14 protein-coding genes are annotated in these 20,988 nt (G+C 69.8%); 9 read left to right on the plus strand and 5 right to left on the minus strand.

The annotated features are described in order from the left end of the window. Window positions 1–72: 72 nt before the first annotated feature. Window positions 73–1,566 (plus strand): tRNA (N6-isopentenyl adenosine(37)-C2)-methylthiotransferase MiaB, encoded by a 1,494-nt coding sequence (miaB, locus tag AB0877_RS10970; RefSeq protein ID WP_366608386.1) that lies wholly within the window; start codon window positions 73–75, stop codon window positions 1,564–1,566. Between the two features lie 39 nt (window positions 1,567–1,605). Here miaB and AB0877_RS10975 read toward each other — a convergent pair whose 3' ends face one another. From AB0877_RS10975 to AB0877_RS10985, 3 genes are all read right to left on the minus strand, one after another. Next, complete coding sequence (locus AB0877_RS10975) at window positions 1,606–2,967, minus strand: cellulose binding domain-containing protein (protein ID WP_366608387.1); 1,362 nt, start codon at window positions 2,965–2,967, stop codon at window positions 1,606–1,608. A gap of 351 nt (window positions 2,968–3,318) precedes the next feature. Then, a complete protein-coding gene (locus AB0877_RS10980) occupies window positions 3,319–4,902 on the minus strand; it encodes a cellulase family glycosylhydrolase (protein ID WP_366608432.1) in 1,584 nt (527 codons plus the stop codon). A gap of 748 nt (window positions 4,903–5,650) precedes the next feature. Then, a complete protein-coding gene (locus tag AB0877_RS10985) occupies window positions 5,651–6,859 on the minus strand; it encodes a DUF349 domain-containing protein (protein ID WP_366608388.1) in 1,209 nt (402 codons plus the stop codon). 150 nt (window positions 6,860–7,009) lie between these two features. On the opposite strand from AB0877_RS10985, the gene AB0877_RS10990 reads away from it, so the two are divergent. From AB0877_RS10990 to dapF, 3 genes are read left to right on the plus strand one after another with little or no spacing between them, the layout of a single operon-like run. Next, window positions 7,010–7,777: a hypothetical protein gene (locus AB0877_RS10990; protein ID WP_366608389.1), complete on the plus strand. Its 768-nt coding sequence runs from the start codon at window positions 7,010–7,012 to the stop codon at window positions 7,775–7,777. Next, window positions 7,774–8,685, plus strand: a complete 912-nt coding sequence (miaA, locus tag AB0877_RS10995; RefSeq protein WP_366608390.1) for a tRNA (adenosine(37)-N6)-dimethylallyltransferase MiaA — start codon at window positions 7,774–7,776, stop codon at window positions 8,683–8,685. Before AB0877_RS10990 ends, miaA begins: the two co-directional genes overlap by 4 nt. Window positions 8,686–8,693: 8 nt before the next feature. Further along, the gene (gene dapF / locus AB0877_RS11000; RefSeq protein WP_366608391.1) at window positions 8,694–9,530 is read left to right on the plus strand and encodes a diaminopimelate epimerase; all 837 of its coding nucleotides are present in this window, start codon (window positions 8,694–8,696) and stop codon (window positions 9,528–9,530) included. 165 nt (window positions 9,531–9,695) lie between these two features. On the opposite strand, the gene AB0877_RS11005 is transcribed toward dapF, so the two are convergent. Then, window positions 9,696–11,162, minus strand: a complete 1,467-nt coding sequence (locus AB0877_RS11005) for an NAD-dependent malic enzyme (RefSeq protein WP_366608392.1) — start codon at window positions 11,160–11,162, stop codon at window positions 9,696–9,698. Window positions 11,163–11,345: 183 nt separating this feature from the next. Between AB0877_RS11005 and hflX the strand changes: the two genes are divergently transcribed. Together hflX and AB0877_RS11015 are read left to right on the plus strand one after the other, a co-directional pair. After that, window positions 11,346–12,800 carry a GTPase HflX gene (hflX, locus tag AB0877_RS11010; RefSeq protein WP_366608393.1) on the plus strand — a complete coding sequence of 485 codons (1,455 nt, stop codon included), beginning with the start codon at window positions 11,346–11,348 and terminating at the stop codon, window positions 12,798–12,800. A gap of 50 nt (window positions 12,801–12,850) precedes the next feature. Continuing rightward, entirely contained in the window at window positions 12,851–14,650 is a 1,800-nt protein-coding gene (locus AB0877_RS11015) for a hypothetical protein (protein ID WP_366608394.1), read from the plus strand. Window positions 14,651–14,723: 73 nt separating this feature from the next. Here the strand turns inward: AB0877_RS11015 and lexA are convergent, their stop codons facing one another. After that, entirely contained in the window at window positions 14,724–15,509 is a 786-nt protein-coding gene (gene lexA / locus AB0877_RS11020; protein WP_091400540.1) for a transcriptional repressor LexA, read from the minus strand. A gap of 538 nt (window positions 15,510–16,047) precedes the next feature. On the opposite strand from lexA, the gene nrdR reads away from it, so the two are divergent. The 3 genes from nrdR to AB0877_RS11035 all read left to right on the plus strand — a co-directional run bounded on the left by nrdR (window position 16,048) and on the right by AB0877_RS11035 (window position 20,986). Continuing rightward, complete coding sequence (nrdR, locus tag AB0877_RS11025; RefSeq protein WP_366608395.1) at window positions 16,048–16,548, plus strand: transcriptional regulator NrdR; 501 nt, start codon at window positions 16,048–16,050, stop codon at window positions 16,546–16,548. Between the two features lie 35 nt (window positions 16,549–16,583). Continuing rightward, the gene (locus AB0877_RS11030) at window positions 16,584–19,493 is read left to right on the plus strand and encodes a vitamin B12-dependent ribonucleotide reductase (protein ID WP_366608396.1); all 2,910 of its coding nucleotides are present in this window, start codon (window positions 16,584–16,586) and stop codon (window positions 19,491–19,493) included. Window positions 19,494–19,987: 494 nt separating this feature from the next. After that, complete coding sequence (locus AB0877_RS11035) at window positions 19,988–20,986, plus strand: nucleotidyltransferase (protein ID WP_366608397.1); 999 nt, start codon at window positions 19,988–19,990, stop codon at window positions 20,984–20,986. Window positions 20,987–20,988: the final 2 nt, after the last annotated feature.

Consider the following 20,988-nt stretch of genomic DNA (forward strand, 5'->3'; position numbering starts at 1 on the left):
ACAACGCCGGTCGGAAGGCCCCCCGGGCCGGGCCGCTACCCTGGTAGCCCGAGGGGAAGGGGCACCAACAGGGTGGCTAGGACCTACAACGTCGTCACGTACGGCTGCCAGATGAACGTGCACGACTCCGAGCGCATCTCCGGCCTGCTTGAGCAGGCGGGATACGAGCGTGCACCCGCTGGCGACGACACCCCGGACATCGTGGTCTTCAACACCTGCGCGGTGCGGGAGAACGCGGACAACCGGCTCTACGGCAACCTCGGTCGGCTGCGCCCGGTGAAGGACAAGCACCCCGGGATGCAGATCGCCGTCGGCGGCTGCCTGGCCCAGAAGGACCGGGGCGACATCGTCCGCAAGGCCCCCTGGGTGGACGTGGTCTTCGGCACCCACAACATCGGCGCGCTGCCGGTGCTGCTGGAGCGGGCCCGGCACAACGCCGCCGCCGAGGTGGAGATCCTGGAGTCCCTCGACGTCTTCCCGTCCACGCTTCCCACCCGCCGCGAGTCCACGTACGCCGGTTGGGTGTCGATCTCGGTGGGCTGCAACAACACCTGCACGTTCTGCATCGTGCCGGCGCTGCGCGGCAAGGAGAAGGACCGTCGCCCCGGCGACATCCTCTCCGAGGTGCGCGCCCTGGTCGACGAGGGCGTGCTGGAGGTGACCCTGCTCGGGCAGAACGTCAACTCCTACGGCGTGGAGTTCGGCGACCGGTACGCGTTCGGCAAGCTGCTGCGGGCCTGCGGCGACATCGACGGGTTGGAGCGGGTGCGGTTCACCAGCCCGCACCCGAAGGACTTCACCGACGACGTGATCGCCGCGATGGCCGAGACGCCGAACGTCTGCCACTCGCTGCACATGCCGTTGCAGTCCGGCTCCGACGACGTGCTGAAGGCGATGCGCCGGTCCTACCGCTCCGAGCGCTACCTGGGGATCATCGAGAAGGTCCGCACGGCGATGCCGGACGCGGCGATCACCACCGACATCATCGTCGGCTTCCCCGGTGAGACCGAGGCCGACTTCCAGCGCACCCTGGACGTGGTCCGGGAGGCCCGGTTCTCCTCGGCCTTCACCTTCCAGTACTCGAAGCGGCCCGGCACCCCCGCCGCGACGATGGACGACCAGCTACCCAAGCAGGTGGTGCAGGAGCGCTACGAGCGGTTGATCGCCTGCGTCGAGGAGATCACCTGGGCGGAGAACAAGCGCCTCGTCGGTGAGACCGTCGAGGTGCTGGTCGCGGTCGGCGAGGGCCGGAAGGACGAGCGGACCGGTCGGATGTCCGGTCGGGCCCGCGACGGTCGACTGGTGCACTTCGCGACCGAGACCGCCGACGGGGAGTCCCTCGCCGGTCAGATCCGGCCCGGCGACATCGTGCACACCACTGTCACGTACGCCGCGCCGCACCACCTGAACGCCGACGGCGCGCCGTCGGCGCACCGTCGCACCCGGGCCGGTGACGCGGCCGAGGCGGGGCGCTCCCCGCGTACCCCTGGGGTGTTGCTCGGTCTGCCGACGATCGGCGCACCGCCGGTCGTGGCTGCCCCCGCCGCTGGCTGCGCCGCCCACTGACCGCGCGGAGGGGCCCCTGGCCGAGGGGCCCCTTCGCGGTCAGACGGTGATCTTGCCGGCGCCGGCGCCCGCCGTCACGATGGACTTGACGTTGCTCGCGGTGTCCAGCTGGTACGAGTACGGGATGCTGGCCACGCTGCCGCCGGCCTGACCGGTGGGCGAGTTGACGAAGTGGTTGTTGCGGGCGACCAGGCTGCCGGGCCCGGAGTCGCCCTCACCACGGTGGTACGGGTCGTCGACGTTCTCGAAGTAGTTGCCCTCGACGAGCACGCCGGCGTTCTCGGTGGACGCGACGCCGTAGCCGCCGTTGGCCCGGTAGTAGTTGTTGTAGACGTGCACGGGGTTGCCGAAGCGCACCCGGGGGTTGCGCTGGTTGCTGCCGTCGAACCAGTTGTGGTGGTAGCTCACCCGCAGGTGACCGACGTCCTGGCTGGCGTTGTCGTCGCTGTGACCGAGCAGCATGGTCTTGTCGTGGCTGAAGACCCGGTTCCACGAGACGGTGACGAAGTCCGAACCGCGCTTGATGTCGACGGCGCCGTCGTACCCGTTGCTGAAACTGTTGTGGTCGATCCAGATGTTGGTGGCCGACTCCTGCACGTTGATCGCGTCGTCGTCCCAGTTGCGGAAGGTCAGGTTGCGGATGATCACGTTGCGGTCACCGTTGATGTTGAATCCGCAGCCGACGATCGTCGCCCCGTAGTTGCCGATGATGGTCTTGTTGGACCGCACCCGCAGCATCCCCGAGCAGGTGATCGTCCCGGTCACCCGGATGACTGCGGCGCCGGTGGCGTTCAGCGCGCTGGTCAGGCCCGAGGCGTTGCTGACGGTGGTCGTGGCGGCGCTGCCGCCGCCGGTGGTGCCGCCGTTCTGGGTGGCCCAGCCGACCAGCGCCGACGGCTGCTGGCCGGGCGGGGGAGTGCTCGTCGGTGGCGGGTTGGTCGGCGGTGGGGTGGTCGGCGGTGGGGTGGTCGGTGTGGTGCTGCCGGTGCAGGCGACGTTGTTCAGGCTGAAGCTGCTCGGAGCCGGGTTGCTGGAATTGTTCCAGCTCGCGTTGAAGCCGAACGAGGCGCTGGCGTTCGTCGCCAGGCTGCCGTTGTAGTCGACGTTCGTCGCGGAGACCTGGCTGCCGCTCTGCGTGACGGTGGCGCCCCACGCCTGGCTCGTCTGCTGACCAGCCCCGTACGACCAGCGCAGCGTCCACCCGGAGACCGGGTCGCCGAGGTTGGTGACCGTGACGTTGCCGGTGAATCCGCCCGGCCACTGGCTGGCGACCGAGTAGGCCACCTGGCAACCGGCGGCCGCCTGGGCGGACACGGAGGTCAGGAGCCCGGCGGTGACCAGGGTGGCGGTGGCCGCGGCAGTGGTGGCGATCAGCGTCATTCGACGCCGTCCTGTGCGCATGCTGCTTCCTTTCGATGAGGCGGGCGGAGGTGTCGCGACGCCCATGCCCGTGGGCGGCGAATCTCGGCCGGGACCAGTGGTCCTCGGGCCCGCCGGTGCAGGTTCGTGAAGGAGAGCGGCTCCCGCGCTCGCACCCACCAAGGAAGAGGCAAGCGCTTTCCCGATAAAAACATAGAAGAATCTGAATGTAAATGGCCGGGACGGCCGATGCGGCGCGCACCAGCCGTCCCGGCCTTGGCGCACCAGCCGTCCCGGCCTTGGCGCACCTGCCGTCCCGGCCGTGGCGCACCAGCCGTCCCGGCCTTGGCGCACCTGCCGTCCCGGCCGTGGCGCGCCGCCTGTTTCGCTGGATCAGCAGCCGGTGCCGTTGAGCTTCACGGCGCCCGGCGCGCTCGCGGTGCCGTTGGCGGTGAAGCCTACGGTGACCGACCCGCCCGCCGGCAGGGACGGAGCGTGGCTCGGAGCCGCCGCGGTCACCGTCGTACCGGACTGCGTGACAGTGGCGTTCCAGCCACTGCCCAACGTCACCCCGGACGGCCAACTCCAGGTGACCGACCACGGGTTCACTGCGCCCGAGCCGGTGTTCTTCACCGTCAACTCGCCCTGGAAGCCGCCCTGCCAGGCGTTGACCTGCCGGTAGGTGGCCGTGCAGGCACCGGTCGGCGGGTCCGTTGGCCCGCCGGTCGGCGGACCGCTGGTGCCGCCACCGGTCGGTGGGATCAGGTACGGCTGGAGGATCGCCTGCTTGGCGGTGTTGACATTGGTCCAGTCGTCCAGCGCGATACCGCCGGTGTCACCCGAGTTGGGGTTCCACGACCAGTAGGTGAAGGACATCCCGGTCACCCCGGTCCCGGTGTACGCCATCAGCTTCTCCAGCCACACCTTGTCCTTCGGGTCGACGAGGGTGCTGCCGAACTCGCCCATCATGATCGGCGCGATGTTCTGCTTGTAGAGGTAACCGAAGTACTTGTCCCAGATGGCCGGCATGTTCGCCGGGTAGTCCGGGGCGTCGAACCAGGTCTGCCGGTACACCGAGGTGGCGTACTCGTGCGGCGAGTAGACCAACCGGTTCGTCACACTCAGCCGGACCGGGAACTGGCCCGCCTTCGACAGGTTGCCGCCCCACCAACCGCAGTCCTCGTCGTTGCTGGTGTCGCCGTCCCAGACGTTGGAGAGGCCACCACTCGGGCAGCTCACCCCCTCCACGAAGATCAACCAGTTGGGCTGGACACCGAGGATGGCGTTCCCGGCCCGCTCGGCGGCGAGCCGCCAGTCCCGGGTGGTGTCGCCACAGCCCCAGCACGCGCCGGTGGCCGCCGGGTTGGTGCCCTCCGCGTGCGGCTCGTTGTGCAGGTCGGCGCCGATCACCGTCGGGTTGCCCGCGTACCGCTGGGCGAGCATCTTCCAGTCGTTGATCCAGGTCGCCTCGGACACCGTCGCCGTGTACCACAGTGGCGACTGCCCGGCCGCCGTCGGCCGGTGCCGGTCCAGGATGATCCGCATGCCCTTGCTGCCGGCGTAGTCGATCACCTTGTCCAGGATCTGCAACGGCGACAACCCGATCAGGTCCGGGTTGACGAAGTCGTTGATCCCACTGGCGGTCGCACCCGGCTTCAGCGCGTCATTGGAGTACGGCACCCGCAACGTGTTGTAACCCAACCGGGCCATCGTGTCGAGCTGCCCCCGCCACGGGTTGTTCGACCACAGCCCGTGGAAGGTCTTGTTGTCGGTCTCCATGCCGAACCAGTTGATGCCGGTCAACCGGACCGTCGCACCGGTGCTGTCCACGATCTGGTTGCCACTGGTATGCAGATAACCCGTACCGGTGCCGGCGGCAACGGCCGGGCTGGTGCTGACGGCGGCGGCGAGGAACACGCCAGCCGCGACGGTGACGAGCGCGGTGAGCGCGCCACCGAGAGCCTTGGGACGGAACAATTCACGCTCCACTTCGGAGATCCGACGCCGTCAAGCAACGACGCCGGCGGGCGGCCGTCCGCCCGTCACGGTCCCTCAGGGGTACGCGGACAGCACGCGACGGCCCATGTCACGCGGACGTGGCCACTCGCGGAAGCTCACCGGCGACCCTCAACGGCGGATGCTCCGCCTTCGTCGCCCTTGCGCCGGTGGCCCTACCTGACTCCGCTGCTCATTCTGATCAGCCCACGTCAATGCGTCAACCTGCCCGACGGCCCCGCCCCGGTGCCGCGCCGACCCACCCCGCCAGCCCGTCCGTTCCGCCGCCGGCACCGGCCCGCCCGGGTCCCGTCGGCGTGGCACTGCACTGAGCGCCCAGAATCCGCCACAACGCGCTCCCCAGCGCATGATCGTGCTCCAACATGGATGTAGTGGCCTCCCGGCGCCAGGTGGCCACTACATCCTGGATCGAGCATGACCTTGACGAGCGCGCACGCCCCAAACCCCGCTCTGGGCGCGGATGCCCCAAACCCCGCTCCCGGTCTCCAAGGACCCCTGCTGATCGTCAAGATCCGCGCAACATCAGGGATGTTGCTGTCTCCCGCCTGGCCGAGGCAGCACCATCCGAGAAAATGTGCGGATCTTGGCCCGCTGGCGGTGGCCCGCTGGCGGTGGCGCGGGCGCGGAGGAGGGGTTCGGGGGTGCGGAGGCCGGACACGCGGGAGCCCCCGGTCCCGTCAGGGGACCGGGGGCTCCGGACGTCGTCAGCTCAGCCGGCCTGCTCGGCGAGTTGGAGGAACTGCCGCTTGGAGGCGAGGGCCTGCTCAGCCTCCTTGATCCGGCGGGCGTCCCCGGCGCTCTGCGCCCGGGCCAGCCGGTCCTCGGCCTCCGCCACCTGCGCCCGCATCTGGGCGAGCAGCGGGTTGTCCTCCTTGGTGGTGCGGCGCCACGCCGAGTCCATCACGTCACGGACCTTGTCGTCGATGACACGCAGTCGACGCTCCAGCCCGGCGGCCGCCTCGCGGGGCACCCGGCCGGCCTCGTGCCACTGGGCCTGGATGTCGCGCAGCTTGGCCTGGGCGCCCTTCGGGTCGGCGTCGATGTCCAGCGCCTCGGCCTCGGCGAGCAGGGCCTGCTTGCGCTCCAGGTTGCCGCGCTGCTCGTTGTCCCGTGCGGAGAAGACCTCGCTGCGCCGGCTGAAGAAGGCGTCCTGCGCACCCCGGAACCGTTCCCAGAGCTTCTGCTCGGCCTCCTTGGAGGCGCGCGGGGCGGCCTTCCACTGGGTCATCAGGTCCTTGAGCTGGTTCGCGGTGGCGGCCCAGTCGGTGGAGTCCGCGAGCTTCTCCGCTTCGGCGACCAACTCCTCCTTGGCGGTCTGGGCCTGCTTGCGCTGCGAGTCGAGGGAGGCGAAGTGGGCGCCGCGGCGGCGGGTGAAGCCGTCCCGGGCGGCGGCGAACCGCTTCCACAGCTCACCGTCGGCCTTCTTGTCGACCCCGCGGATGGTCTTCCACTCGTCGAGGATCTCCTTGAGCCGGTCGCCGGCGGTCTTCCACCCGGTGGATTCGGCGGCCAGCTTCTCGGCTTCCTCGACCAGCGCCGTCTTGCGGGCCAGGGCCTCGCCTCGGGCGGCGTCCCGGGCGGCGCGCGCTTCGCCGGCCTTCTCCTCGGCGAGGGTGGCCAGCTTGTCCAGGCGGGTGGCGAGCGCGTCGATGTCGCCGACCACGTTGGCCTCGGGCAGCGTGGCCCGGATCCGCCGGATCGTGCTCAGGGAGTGCCCGGCGTCCGCCGCACCCGACTTGAGTCGCGCCTCGGTCAGGTCCACCTCGGTCACCAGGTCGGCGAAGCGTCGAGCGAAGTGTGCCAGGCCCTCCTCCGGTGCTCCCGCCTGCCAGGATCCGACCACCCGCTCTCCCTCGGTGGTCTTGACGTACACGGTGCCGTCCGCGTCCACCCGTCCGAAGGCAGTCCAGTCGCTCATGTGCCCATCCTCGTTCTCCCGGCGTCGAGGGATCGATCCCCCGTCGCCGCCACGGCGCAGCCAAGTTGCTTCCGGCATTGTCACAGGTCTGACCCGGTCCGCGTCGAGCGCCTATCGCCGACCGTGACCATACGGTGTCCTAGGGGCCGAATGACCGGATCGGCGCGGAGACGCACCGGGGATTCCCGCTACGGTGGACGGGTGCCACTGGTCGCCGCCGCCGTCTGCCCGCATCCGCCCCTGCTCGTGCCCGAGGTGGCGGGCTCCGCGGCCCCGGAGTTGGACGCTCTGCGGGCGGCCTGTGACACCGCCGTACGCCGGCTGTTGGTCACCGATCCGGACATTGTGGTGCTGGTCGGCACCGGTCCGGTGACCGGGCCGATCCGCACCCCGGCGACCGGTTCCCTCCAGCCGTGGGGTGTCGACCTGTACGTGCCGATGGTGGTGGGCCAACCGGACCGGGGCGCGGTGCTGCCGTTGAGCCTGACCATCGGCGCCTGGTTGCTGGCCCGTCACGACACTCGACCACCGGTGACGGCCGTGCAGGTGGCCGCCGACGCCGGTCCGGCCGAGCTGGCCGCGCTCGCTGATCAGGTCGGTGCCGCCGGTGACCGGGTGGCGTCGCTGGTGCTCGGGGACGGGTCGGCCTGCCGCGGGGAGAAAGCACCCGGGTACGACGACGCGCGTGCCCTCCCGTACGACCAGGGGGTTGCCCGAGCGCTGGCCGACGCGGACCTGGACGCCCTGCTCGACCTGGACCCGGTGGTGTCGACGGAGCTGAAGGCCGCCGGTCGGGCCCCCTGGCAGGTGCTGGCGGGCGCGGCCCGCGCGGCCGGTGGTGGGTGGCGTGGCGAGTTGCTGCACGACGCCGCTCCCTACGGGGTGGCGTACTTCGTGGCGTCCTGGGAGCGGGCGTGACCGGCCTGGTCGTCGCTGTGGTCGGCCCGACCGCGGCCGGCAAGTCCGCGCTGAGCATCGCGTTGGCCCATGCCCTGGACGGGGAGGTGGTCAACGCCGACTCGATGCAGCTCTACCGGGGCATGGATATCGGCACGGCGAAGCTGACCCTCGCCGAGCGGGACGGGGTGCCGCATCACCTGCTGGACGTCTGGGAGGTCACCGAGCCGGCGAGCGTCGCGGAGTACCAGCGGCTGGCCCGCGCGGCGGTGGACAACATCCTGTCGCGGGGGCGGGTGCCGCTGCTGGTCGGTGGCTCCGGGCTGTATGTGCGGGCGGTGCTGGAGCGCTTCGAGTTCCCCGGCACGGACGCGACGCTGCGGGAGCGGTTGGAACGCGAGTTGGCCGAGGTCGGCCCGGCCCCGCTGTACGCGCGGCTGCGCGCCGCCGACCCGGTCGCCGCCGAGAGCATCCTGCCGGCCAACGGCCGGCGGATCGTGCGGGCCCTGGAGGTGATCGAGCTGACCGGCGCGCCGTTCACCGCCTCGCTGCCGCAGCCCACGCCGTACTACCCGTCGGTGCAGCTCGGCGTCGACCTGGACACCGGTCTGCTGGACGAGCGGATCGCGCTGCGGGTCGACCGGATGTGGGCCGACGGCCTGGTGACCGAGACACGTGAGCTGGTCGGGCGGGGGCTGCCCGAGGGGCGGACGGCGAGTCGGGCGCTCGGCTACCAGCAGGTGCTGCGGATGCTCGCCGGTGAGCTGACCGAGGCGCAGGCGCACGACGAGACGGTCCGGGCGACCCGGCGTTTCGTCCGCCGGCAACGGTCCTGGTTCCGCCGCGACCCGCGGATCCAGTGGCTGGACTCGACGGAACCGGACCTGATCGGGGCCGCCCTGCGTCTGGTGCCGGCTGAGACGCGATAATGATGGGTGTGGAGTTCACCAAGGGCCACGGCACCGGCAACGACTTCGTCCTCCTTCCCGACCCGGACGGTCAGCTCGACCTGACCCCGGAGCTGGTCGCGGCGCTCTGCGACCGGCGGCGGGGCATCGGCGCGGACGGTGTGCTGCGGGTGGTTCGCGCGGCCAAGCATCCCGACGGCGCGGGTCTGGCCGGCGAGGCCGAGTGGTTCATGGACTACTGGAACGCCGACGGCTCGTTCGCCGAGATGTGCGGCAACGGCGCTCGGGTCTTCGTTCGCTACCTGCTCGACACCGGGTTGGCCACGCCCGCCGGCGCGGCGTTGCCGGTGGCCACCCGGGCCGGCGTCGTGCGCGCGCTGGTCGAGGGCGACGCCGTGTCCGTCGAGATGCGCAGACCCCAGGTGTACGACGAGTCGGCGGCCACCCTCGGCGGGCTGACCCTGACCGGCGCGGTGGTGGACGTCGGCAACCCGCACCTGGTCTGCGTCCTGCCGGCCGGCGTGGAGCTGTCGGCGCTGGACCTGACCGTGGCGCCTGGGTTCGACCCGGCGGTCTTCCCGAGCGGGGTGAACGTCGAGTTCATCGTGGCGGGCGACCCGGTCGACGGCACCGACGAGCACAGCCTGATGCGGGTGTACGAGCGCGGCAGCGCCGAGACCCTCTCCTGCGGCACCGGCGCCTGCGCGGTGGGCGCGGTGGCCCTGCGCGACGCCGGCCGGGACACCGGCGTGGTCGCCGTCGACGTGCCCGGCGGCCGCCTGACGGTGACCGTCACCGAGACCTCCTGCTGGCTCTCCGGCCCCGCCGTCCTGGTAGCCACCGGCAAGCTAACCCTCCCCACCTAACCCCCCCCGGGTTCGCCCCCGCCCCCCCCGCCCCCCCGGAGTCGCCCCGTTGATCATGAAGTTATTGCCACTCGGCTCGGCGTGTCGGGGCAATAACTTCATGATCAACGGACGGTTCGGGGGCGGGTGCGGGCCGGGCGGGGTGGGGTTTGGGCGGGGTTGGGGTTACGGGGTGGCGCTGGCGTTGGCGGCGATCTCGGGGAGGTCGGCGGGGCCGGGGTCGGCGGCCGGGAGCGGGCTGGGGTTGTGCGCGGCGGCGCGGACGGCGGCGGCGACCGCCGGGGCGACCCGGGAGTCGAAGACGCTCGGCACGATCACCGTCGGGTTGATCTTCTCTTCGCCGACCACGTCCGCGATGGCGCGGGCGGCGGCGATGGCCATCTCCTCGGTGAACTCCTCGGCGTGCGCGTCCAACATGCCGCGGAACACCCCGGGGAACGCGAGGACGTTGTTGATCTGGTTCGGCTGGTCCGAGCGGCCGGTGGCGACCACCGCGGCGTGCTTGCGCGCCTCCCGCGGGTCGACCTCCGGGTCGGGGTTGGCCAGCGCGAAGACGATCGAGTCCTTCGCCATCTGGGCGATGTCGTCGCCGCTGAGCAGGTTCGGCGCGCTGACCCCGATGAACACGTCGGCGCCCTGGATCGCTCCGGGCAGGTCCCCGGAGTAGTTCTCCTTGTTGGTGTTCTCCGCCAGCCACTGCCACGCCGAGTTGAGCCCGGTCAGCCCGCGGTGCAGGGCGCCCTCCCGGTCGTACGCGATGATGTCGCCGACGCCCTGGCGCAGCAGCAGCTTCATGATCGCGGTGCCGGCCGCGCCGGCTCCGGAGACGACCACCTTGACGTCCGCGAGTTGCTTGCCCACCACGCGCAGCGCGTTGGTCAGCGCGGCCAGCACGCAGATCGCGGTGCCGTGCTGGTCGTCGTGGAAGACCGGGATGTCCAGCGCCTCGCGCAGCCGGGCCTCGATCTCGAAGCAGCGCGGCGCGGCGATGTCCTCCAGGTTGATGCCGCCGTAGGCCGGCGCGATCGCCTTGACGATCTGCACGATCTCGTCGGTGTCCTGGGTGTCCAGCACCACCGGCCAGGCGTCCACCCCGCCGAAGCGCTTGAACAGCGCGGCCTTGCCCTCCATCACCGGCAGCGACGCGGCCGGGCCGAGGTTGCCCAGGCCGAGCACGGCCGAGCCGTCGCTGACCACCGCGACGGTGTTGCGCTTGATGGTCAGCCGCCGGGCGTCGGCCGGGTTCTCGGCGATCGCCATGCAGACCCGGGCCACCCCCGGGGTGTACGCGCGGGACAGCTCGTCACGGTTGCGCAGCGCGACCTTGGAGGTCACCTCGATCTTGCCGCCCAGGTGCAGCAGGAAGGTCCGGTCGGACACCTTGCGCACGTCCACGCCGTCCAGCGCGGTCAGCGCCTCGACCACCTGGTCGGCGTGACCGGCGTCGGCGGTGTCGCAGGTCAGGTCGACGATCACGTGGGTCGGGTCCGAGTCCACCACGTCCAGCGCCGTGACGATCGCCCCGGCCTCGCCGACGGAGGTGGTGAGCCGGCCGATCGAGGAGGCGTCCGCGGTCACGGCGATCCGGATCGTGATCGAAAATCCGGCGCTGGGCAGTCGGGTGATGGCCACGGGATCCCTCCGTAACGGCTGTGCGGCCGGTCGGCCGCCGCCCGCATTTCTACCGGGTTGTCGCGGCCGACCAGCATTCGCCCCCACTTTTGGCGACCTTCACCATGGGCATATAGCAGGTGCGTTCGGCGTTGTGTCATGTCAGGATTACATTCTACTTATCAAAACGGACAGGAGAACCGCTTGCGAGACCAGGAGAGCTTTGTCCCCGTCGAGGACGAGCTCGACGACGTCACCACCGGCGAGATGGAGCTGTCGGAGCGGCAGTCCCTCCGACGCGTCCCGGGCCTGTCAACCGAGCTCACCGACGTCACCGAGGTGGAATACCGCCAGCTGCGGCTGGAGCGGGTCGTCCTGGTTGGCGTCTGGACCGAAGGCACTGTCACCGACGCGGAAAACTCGCTGACCGAGCTCGCCGCGCTGGCCGAAACCGCCGGTTCGCAGGTGCTCGAAGGGCTCATCCAACGGCGTACCCGACCCGACCCGGCCACGTACATCGGCCGCGGCAAGGTCGACGATCTTGGCGCGGTGGTGCTCTCCACCGGCGCCGACACGGTCATCTGTGACGGTGAGCTGTCCCCGTCGCAGCTGCGCAACCTGGAGCAGCGCACCAAGGTCAAGGTTGTCGACCGCACCGCGCTGATCCTCGACATCTTCGCCCAGCACGCCAAGAGCAAGGAAGGCAAGGCGCAGGTCGAGCTGGCCCAGCTCGAATACCTGCTGCCCCGACTGCGCGGTTGGGGTGAGACGCTCTCCCGGCAGACCGGTGGTTCGGGCCGGGGTGGTGGCGCCGGCGGCGGTGTGGGTGTCCGTGGTCCCGGTGAGACCAAGCTGGAGACCGACCGGCGGCGCATCCGGCACCGCATCTCCCGGCTGCGTCGCGAGATCAAGAGCATGAAGACGGTACGCGTGACCAAGCGTTCCCGCCGTTCCCGCAACGCCGTTCCCGCGGTCGCCATCGCCGGCTACACCAACGCCGGCAAGTCCAGCCTGCTCAACCGGTTGACCGGCGCGGGCGTGCTGGTGGAGAACGCGCTGTTCGCCACGCTGGACCCGACGACCCGCAAGGCCACCGCCTCGGACGGGCGGCTCTACACCCTCTCCGACACCGTCGGCTTCGTCCGACACCTTCCGCACCAGATCGTCGAGGCGTTCCGCTCGACGCTGGAGGAGGTCGCGGAGGCGGATCTGGTGGTGCACGTCGTGGACGGCACCCACCCGGATCCGGAGGAGCAGGTCCGGGCGGTCCACACGGTGCTCGCCGAGGTCAGCGCGGACCGGCTCCCCGAGCTGTTGGTGGTCAACAAGACCGACGCCGCGGACGAGGACACTCTGCTGCGGCTCAAGCGGCTCTGGCCGGACGCGATCTTCGTGTCCGCGCACTCCGGGCGGGGCATGGACGAGCTGCGCGCGGCGATCGAGGAGCGGCTGCCGAGTCCGGCCGTCGAGGTCCGGGCCGTGCTGCCGTACGACCGGGGTGACCTGGTAGCTCGGGCACACCGCACGGGTGAGGTGCTCAGCACGTCGCACCTGCCGGAGGGCACCCTGCTGCACGTCCGCGTCGGCGCGGAGCTGGCGGCGGAGCTGACAGCCTTCGACGTGGAGCGGCAGGGGCAGGCGGCCGGCAGCCGATCCTGAGCGGCCCCGGCGTCATCCACCGGAAACGCGCGGCATGCGACACTGGCCGAATGCGCCGCGTTGTTTCCTCGGTCACGGTTGCCCTCGGCCTGCTCGGGGCAACCGTGGCGCTCGCCGGAGTCGCCGCAGCGGCTCCCGCCCCTGGGTCGTCCGGGCCGCCCGCCGCCAAGGCCGGCCAGAAGCGGTGCACGATCACCGACGAGCGCCTACGGGAGCTGTCCGGGCTGGTCGCCACCAAGAGTGGCTACATCGTCATCAACGACGGCACCGAGGTCGCGGAGCGCAAGCGGGTCTTCTTCCTCGACAGCAAGTGCAAGATCTCGAAGGAGCCGGTCCGCTACTCGGGGCAGGGTCCGTTCGACACCGAGGATCTCGCCCTGTCCAAGGACGGCAAGACCCTCTGGATCGCCGACACCGGTGACAACCCCGACGCGAAGGAGCGCCGCAGTCGCGTCGCGCTCTGGTCGATGCCGGTCACCGGCGCCAAGCAGCCGACGCTGCACCGGCTCTCCTACCCCGAGGGCAAACCGCACGACGCTGAGGCGCTGCTCATCGGCGACGACGGGAAACCGCTGATCATCACCAAGGTGACCAGCGGCAAGGCCGAGATCTACACGCCGTCGGCGGCCCTCAAGAGCGGCGACACCGAGCCGGTGCCGATGCGTAAGGCCGGCGAGCTCACGCTGCCGAAGACCCAGACGGAGAACACCCTCAACACGTTCGGCCGGGTCGCCATCACCGGCGCGTCCCGGGCACCGGACGGCTCCCGGGTGGTTCTGCGCACGTACGCCGACGCCTTCGAGTTCGACGTGACCGGTGGCGACATCGTGGGTGCGCTCACCACCGGCAAGCCGCGGGTGACGCCGCTGGCCGACCCGTTCGGCGAGGCCATCAGCTACACCCCGGACGGAAAGTCGTTCGTCACCGTCTCCGATGCGGGCCGGTTCAGCGAGGACGAGCCGATCGACATCCTCGGCTACACCCCGTCGACGTCGACGGCCGCGCCACTGGCCGCCGAGGACGGTGCCAGACCGGCCGCCTCGAAGTCCTGGACCGACGGGCTGAGCCTCGACGACATCACGTACCTGGTGGGGGCGGTCGGGCTGATCGGCCTGGTGTTGGTCGCCGCCGGAATCTTCGGCATCGTTCGCGCCCGCCGTCGGCCGCCGACCGCTGACGCGTCCGACCCGTCGGAGCCGGACGATGAGCCGTTCGGCCCGCGTGCGGGCCGTGCCGTCGACGGGTTCCCGGCCGACGACGACCGCAGAGGTGGTGTGTACGGGGGCGGAGCGCCGGCCGGCGGCGCGGTCTACGGCGGTGGCGCTGGCCGCGGTGGCCCGGCCCCGGCAGGTGGCGCCGGTCGCGGTGGCGCAGCCCCGGCGGGTGGCGCGGTGTACGGCGGTAGCCGGCCGGCCTCGGCTGACGGTGGCTATGGTGCGCCCCGACCGGACGGCGGCGGTGCTGGCGTTTACGGCGGCGGCGGTCGGCCCCCGGCCGGCGGTGGTGGTCGTCCGCCCGCTGGCAGTGGCGGTCGTCCGCCGGCTGGTGGCGGTGGTCGCCCGCAGGGTGGCGGTGGCGGCCGTCCGCAGGGTAGTGGCGGTGGCCGTCCGCAGGGTGGCGGCGGTGGCCGTCCGCAGGGTGGCGGCGGTGGCCGTCCGCAGGGCGGCGGTGGCGTGTACGGCGGCGGTGACGGCGGTCAGCCCGGTCGCGCGGAGCCGCCCCGGCGCGGTGGGCAGGAGCCCGACTACCGGGGCCAGCGGCCCAGCCGGCGGCGTGACGAGGACGCGCCCGTCGACCCGTACGGGCAGTATCCCGGGGGCGGTCGCGGCCCCCGTGGCGACCGTTACTGATCGGGCGCTGTAGCCCTCGGCTTGCCTGACGAGCGATGCGGGTGAGCGCCGGTGGCACCCACCCGCCGATCGGTCAGATCCGGCGGAGCACCGCCACGACCCGGCCCATGATGGTGGCGTCATCGCCGGGGATCGGGTCGAAGGCGGGGTTCTGCGGCATCAGCCAGACGTGCCCGTCGCGCCGCCGGTAGGTCTTCACTGTCGCCTCGCCGTCGAGCATGGCGGCCACGATCTCGCCGGAGTCGGCGGTCGGCTGCTGCCGGACCACCACCCAGTCGCCGTCGCAGATCGCCGCGTCGAGCATCGAGTCGCCCTTGACCTGGAGCATGAAGACCTCGCCCTCACCCACCAGCTCGCGGGGGAGCGGGAAGATGTCCTCCACGGCCTGCTCGGCGAGGATCGGCCCACCGGCGGCGATCCGGCCGAGCATGGGCACGTACGCCGGGGTGGGCCGCTGCGCCCTCGACAGCTCGTCGTCGATCGCCTCGCTGGGGGCCCGTACGTCCACTGCGCGCGGCCGGTTCGGGTCGCGGCGCAGGAAGCCCTTCTTCTCCAGCTCCTTGAGCTGGTAGGCGACGCTGGACGGCGACACCAGGCCGACCGCCTCGCCGATCTCGCGGACGCTCGGCGGGTAGCCGTGGCGTTCCACCCACGTGCGGATGAACTCCAGGATGCGCCGTTGGCGGGCGGTCAGGTCGACCGTCGCCGGGTCGGGGAAGGCGCTGACCACCGGGGTGACCGGGCGCACGGCGGGCTGACCCGTCCGGCTGCGCGCGGCGCTGCGGCGTCGGGTGGCCGGGGGGCCCGCCTCGGTGATCTGCTGCGGGCTCTTCGGCCGGCTGGCCCGGTCCTCGGTCACGTCCGTCCTCCCTGGTCGGCGCTGGGTGCCTCGTCGGCTCGTGGTGCGTGCGGTGGTGCCACGTTGTTCATGACCGTATAGGTGAGATCAGTCATTTTCAAACATCTGTACGACCTCTCACCGGCGTGTCGGGGTGAAAAAGCGCTCCGGTCGTACGGATGTTCTGATAAATGGTACGTCAGGTAGCACTGGTGTTCGATCCTGCATCATTTTCCGGGGGTGTCCGGCCGGCTGGCCGGTAACCCGGGCGGCATCGTGACGTTGGGTCTTCGGGCGTTGTGCGGTGCGTTGATGACCGGATGGTCCGTGACGCGCCGGACACGCCGACCAACTTGACCGGGCTTCCGCGGCGACATACGGTCGACCCCTAGATGTAGTAGTGACACGGGCGTAAGTTGCCTACAGGTTGGGTCTGACTACCGACCGCACTCCCGTAAGGTTCACCACGGCGGGTGCTGTGAGCGCATCACACCGCCGTGGTGAGTCGTGCCCGGGTGTGCCCGGTACGACGCGGTTGATCACGATTAGGAGGTGGGCGATGCGGTGTCCGTACTGCCGGCACGCTGACTCCCGGGTGGTCGACTCGCGGGAGGCCGACGACGGTCAGCTCATCCGACGGCGGCGGTCCTGCCCGGAGTGCGGCAAGCGGTTCACCACCGTCGAGGAGGCGGTCCTCGCTGTCGTCAAGCGCAGCGGGGTGACCGAGCCGTTCAGTCGTACGAAGATCATCGGCGGGGTGCGTAAGGCGTGCCAGGGCCGGCCGGTGGACGACGACTCCCTCGCGCTGCTCGCGCAGCGGGTGGAGGAGTCGGTCCGGGCCAAGGGGGCCGCCGAGATCCCCAGCCACGACGTGGGCCTGGCGATCCTGGGTCCGCTCCGCGACCTGGACGAGATCGCCTACCTGCGGTTCGCCAGCGTCTACCGCTCGTTCGACTCGCTCGCCGACTTCGAGCGCGAGATCGAGACGTTGCGGGCCGCGGCGCGAGCCCGGGAGCAGGGCCGGGCCGATGCGGTGGAAACCGCCGGCCGTACCAACTGAGTCTTCACGGCTTTTAAAAGAGATTGGGACGCGCGGTGGGGCACCGCGCAGACGAGGGGGGCGACGGCGTGACAACTAGCCGTTCACGAAACAAGGCAGGCGCGGGGCTGAAGATCGAGCGGGTGTGGACGACCGAGGGGGTCCACCCGTACGACGAGCTCTCCTGGGAGCGCCGTGACGTCGTGATGACGAACTGGCGGGACGGCTCGATCAACTTCGAGCAGCGTGGGGTGGAGTTCCCGGAGTCGTGGAGCGTCAACGCCGCGAACATCGTCACCACCAAGTACTTCCGGGGAGCGGTGGGGACCCCGGAGCGCGAGTGGTCGCTCCGGCAGCTGATCGACCGGGTGGTCACCACCTACCGCACCGCTGGTGAGGAGTACGGCTACTTCGCGAGCCCGGCCGACGCCGAGATCTTCGCGCACGAGCTGACCTGGATGCTGCTGAACCAGGTGTTCAGCTTCAACTCGCCGGTGTGGTTCAACGTCGGCACGCCGTCGCCGCAGCAGGTCAGCGCCTGCTTCATCCTGGCCGTCGACGACTCGATGGACTCGATCCTCGACTGGTACAAGGAGGAGGGGCTGATCTTCAAGGGCGGCTCCGGCTCCGGGGTCAACCTGTCGCGCATCCGTTCGTCCCGTGAGCTGCTCTCCTCCGGCGGCAACGCCTCCGGCCCGGTCAGCTTCATGCGCGGCGCGGACGCCTCCGCCGGCACCATCAAGTCCGGCGGCGCGACCCGCCGGGCGGCCAAGATGGTCATCATCGACGTGGACCACCCGGACATCCAGGAGTTCGTGGTCACGAAGGCGCGCGAGGAGGACAAGATCCGCGCGCTGCGGGACGCCGGGTTCGACATGGACCTCGGCGGCTCCGACATCGTCAGCGTGCAGTACCAGAACGCCAACAACTCGGTCCGGGTCTCCGACGAGTTCATGTCGGCGGTCGAGAACGGCAAGGGCTTCGACCTGCGCGGCCGGCTGGACGGCTCGGTGATCGAGACCGTCGACGCCAAGAACCTGTTCCGCTCCATCTCCCAGGCCGCCTGGGAGTGCGCCGACCCCGGTCTGCAGTACGACGACACGATCAACGACTGGCACACCTGCCCGGAGACCGGGCGGATCACCGCGTCGAACCCGTGCTCGGAGTACCTGCACCTGGACAACTCCTCGTGCAACCTGGCGTCGCTCAACCTGATGAAGTTCCTCCGCGCCGACGGTGGCTTCGAGGTGGAGAAGTTCGTCAAGTCCGTCGAGTTCGTCATCACCGCGATGGACATCTCGATCTGCTTCGCGGACTTCCCGACCGAGAAGATCGGTGAGACGTCCCGCGCCTACCGGCAGCTCGGCATCGGCTACGCCAACCTGGGCGCCCTGCTGATGGCCTCCGGCCTGCCGTACGACTCGGAGCAGGGCCGCTCGGTCGCCGCGTCGATCACGTCGCTGATGACCGGCACCGCCTACCGCCGTTCCGCCGAGCTGGCCGGCGTCGTCGGCCCGTACGACGGCTACGCCCGCAACGCGGAGCCGCACAAGCGGGTCATGCGCAAGCACGCCGCGGCCAACGACGAGATCAAGCCGACCAGCCCGGTGGCCACCGCGATCGTCCGCGAGGCGACCAAGCAGTGGACCCAGGGCAACAAGATCGGCGACAAGAATGGGTGGCGCAACGCGCAGGCCAGCGTGCTCGCCCCGACCGGCACCATCGGCTTCATGATGGACTGCGACACGACCGGCGTGGAGCCGGACCTGGCGCTGGTCAAGTTCAAGAAGCTCGTCGGCGGCGGCTCGATGCAGATCGTCAACCAGACGGTGCCGCGCGCCCTGCGCAGCCTCGGCTACCCCGAGGAGCAGGTCGAGGCGATCGTCGAGCACATCGCCGACCACGGCCACGTGGTGGACGCCCCCGGCCTCAAGCCGGAGCACTACCCGGTCTTCGACTGCGCCATGGGGGAGCGGACCATCGCCCCGATGGGTCACGTGCGGATGATGTCGGCCATCCAGCCGTTCGTCTCCGGCGCGATCTCCAAGACGGTCAACATGCCGGAGGCGGCCACCGTCGAGGACGTCGAGAAGATCTACTTCGAGGGCTGGAAGCTCGGCCTCAAGGCGCTGGCGATCTACCGGGACAACTGCAAGGTCGGCCAGCCGCTGTCGGTGGCCAAGTCCAACAAGGCCACCGAGCCCGCCGCCGTCGAGACCGCAACCGCCGCGCCGGCCACGGTCGAGAAGGTCATCGAGTACCGGCCGGTGCGGAAGCGCCTGCCGAAGAAGCGCCCGTCCGAGACGGTCAGCTTCTCCGTCGGTGGTGCCGAGGGCTACCTGACCGCGTCGTCCTACCCGGACGACGGCCTCGGTGAGGTCTTCCTGAAGATGTCCAAGCAGGGCTCGACCCTGGCCGGCGTGATGGACGCCTTCTCGGTGGCCATCAGCATCGGCCTCCAGTACGGCGTGCCGCTGGAGACGTTCGTCAGCAAGTTCACCAACATGCGCTTCGAGCCGGCCGGCATGACCGACGACCCGGACGTGCGGATGGCAGCCTCGGTGATGGACTACATCTTCCGTCGCCTGGCACTGGACTTCCTGCCCTACGAGCGCCGCGCCGAGCTGGGCATCTTCACCGCGTCGGAGCGGGCCGCCCAGCTGCGGGCCGAGGCCGACGCGGAGGCCGCCGCCGCCGTCACCGGTGCCGACCTCACCGCGATGGCGTCGTCCGCGCCGGTGGAGACCCCGGCAAAGCCGGAGGCGCTCGCCCAGCCGGCCCAGGAGATGGCCGACGTGGCCGCCGCCAAGCCGGCTCCGAGCGTGGGTTCCAGCACCGAACTGCTGGAGGCTGTGATCGGCAAGGCCGCCGACGCGCCGCTCTGCTTCACCTGCGGTACGAAGATGCGCCCCGCCGGTAGCTGCTACGTCTGCGAGGGCTGCGGCTCCACCAGCGGCTGCAGCTGACGTACGAAGTCATCGTGTCTCCTGCACTTCTTCAATGCTAGGGCCTCGTTGACAAATTTCTGACTCGGCAATTCAACGAATGCCTCCCACTTCTTATTGTGTGGGAGGCATTCGTTGTAGGCGGTATGACACGGTTGCAATGCTGGGCTCGTCGCAACACGGAAGAAGGTCGGGTGTGGGTGCTGCCGCAGTATGGGCGTATTGGTCGCAAACGAGGTCAATCTTTGGATCCCTGCGTTGCGGAGGTACTGCAGGTCGACCTGTCGGCTGGCGCGCTCGCTTCGGTTTGGAAGGCGGGGAGCGAACGGAGATCTGGTGAGCAATCCCGAGGTCTAATTCTTCACCAATAGCGTGAAACGGCGACCACTTTTCCACCGTTTGCTTATGGCGTTGTTGCCGTGGAGCTGGTATGAATTGATTCGGGTATTGGTCGTTTAGTTTTTTCGAGGTATCGATGCGGTTAGTTGTAGCGGATCTTGGCGCGCCGTTGCTCAGTGAACAAGGCCCTTCGCGAGTTCAAAGCTGCCATTCGAGCGCGCAGGAGATTCGACTGGATCAACAGCGACGACATGGATCGCTCGCGGATTGTCAAGGGGTGGTCAATGTCAACTACGTATGCTGAGCGGCAGCAGTGGACGCAGCAGGGCGCACAGGATGCGGCTAAGCGCACGTACGACGCGGTAAAGCGTGCGATCAACACCGATCCTGGCCTGCGGAACAGCACGGATGTTTTTCTTCAGGGCTCGTACGCGAATCACACGAATACGCGGGGGGACTCCGACGTTGACGTCGTGGTTATGTCCAAGTCGACGTACTTTCCGGTCACGACCCAGTTGACCGCTGCCGAGGCGGCGCGCGAGCAGCGTTGCGGCAGCCCGTCGTCAGAGGGCCCGCACGACCTCCGCAAGCGGGTCGAGCAGGCGCTCGTCGCCTACTTCGGCGGCGATCGAGTGCACCCAAAGAATAAGTGCCTGCGGGTGGACAGGCGCGACGGCTACGTCGATGCGGACGTGGTGCCGTGCAACCAGGTACGCCGCTACACGTCGTTCCCGAGTTACGGGTCGCCGTCCTTGATTGAGGGCATCTCGATCCTGCCTTTGGAAGGCCCTCGGATCGTGAACTACCCCAGGGAGCACTTGAAGAACGGGCAGAGCAAGAACCAGGACTATGTGGTTGGTGAGCGCTACAAGCCGACGGTGCGGCAGATAAAGCGGCTTCGACGCAAAGCGGTCGACCTGGGATTGGTCGCCAAGAGCGCGGCGCCTGGGTACCTTTTAGAGTGTATGACGTACAACGTGCCGAACTCGCTGTTCATCCCCGACGACAGTCAGCGGCTGGTCAAGGTGCTCGCATGGCTGCAGACGAAGACAGTGAGCGACCTGCTCACATTTAAGTCCTGCGACGAGATACATCACCTTTTCGTTGACGACCCGGGCGGGCATGATCGGTTCAATGCAGTCCAGGTCATCGACCGGCTGTGGGAATTGCTGTAAAG

Source organism: Micromonospora sp. NPDC047644 (assembly GCF_040704315.1).
Lineage (GTDB): Bacteria > Actinomycetota > Actinomycetes > Mycobacteriales > Micromonosporaceae > Micromonospora.

Bases quoted from the DNA above. Each gene is read 5' to 3' on its own strand.
- AB0877_RS10985 (WP_366608388.1), bottom strand. From the start codon at position 6,859: ATGAGCGACTGGACTGCCTTCGGACGGGTGGACGCGGACGGCACCGTG.
- nrdR (WP_366608395.1), top strand. From the start codon at position 16,048: ATGCGGTGTCCGTACTGCCGGCACGCTGACTCCCGGGTGGTCGACTCG.
- AB0877_RS11015 (WP_366608394.1), top strand. From the start codon at position 12,851: ATGCGCCGCGTTGTTTCCTCGGTCACGGTTGCCCTCGGCCTGCTCGGG.
- AB0877_RS10975 (WP_366608387.1), bottom strand. From the start codon at position 2,967: ATGCGCACAGGACGGCGTCGAATGACGCTGATCGCCACCACTGCCGCG.
- AB0877_RS10990 (WP_366608389.1), top strand. From the start codon at position 7,010: ATGACCGGATCGGCGCGGAGACGCACCGGGGATTCCCGCTACGGTGGA.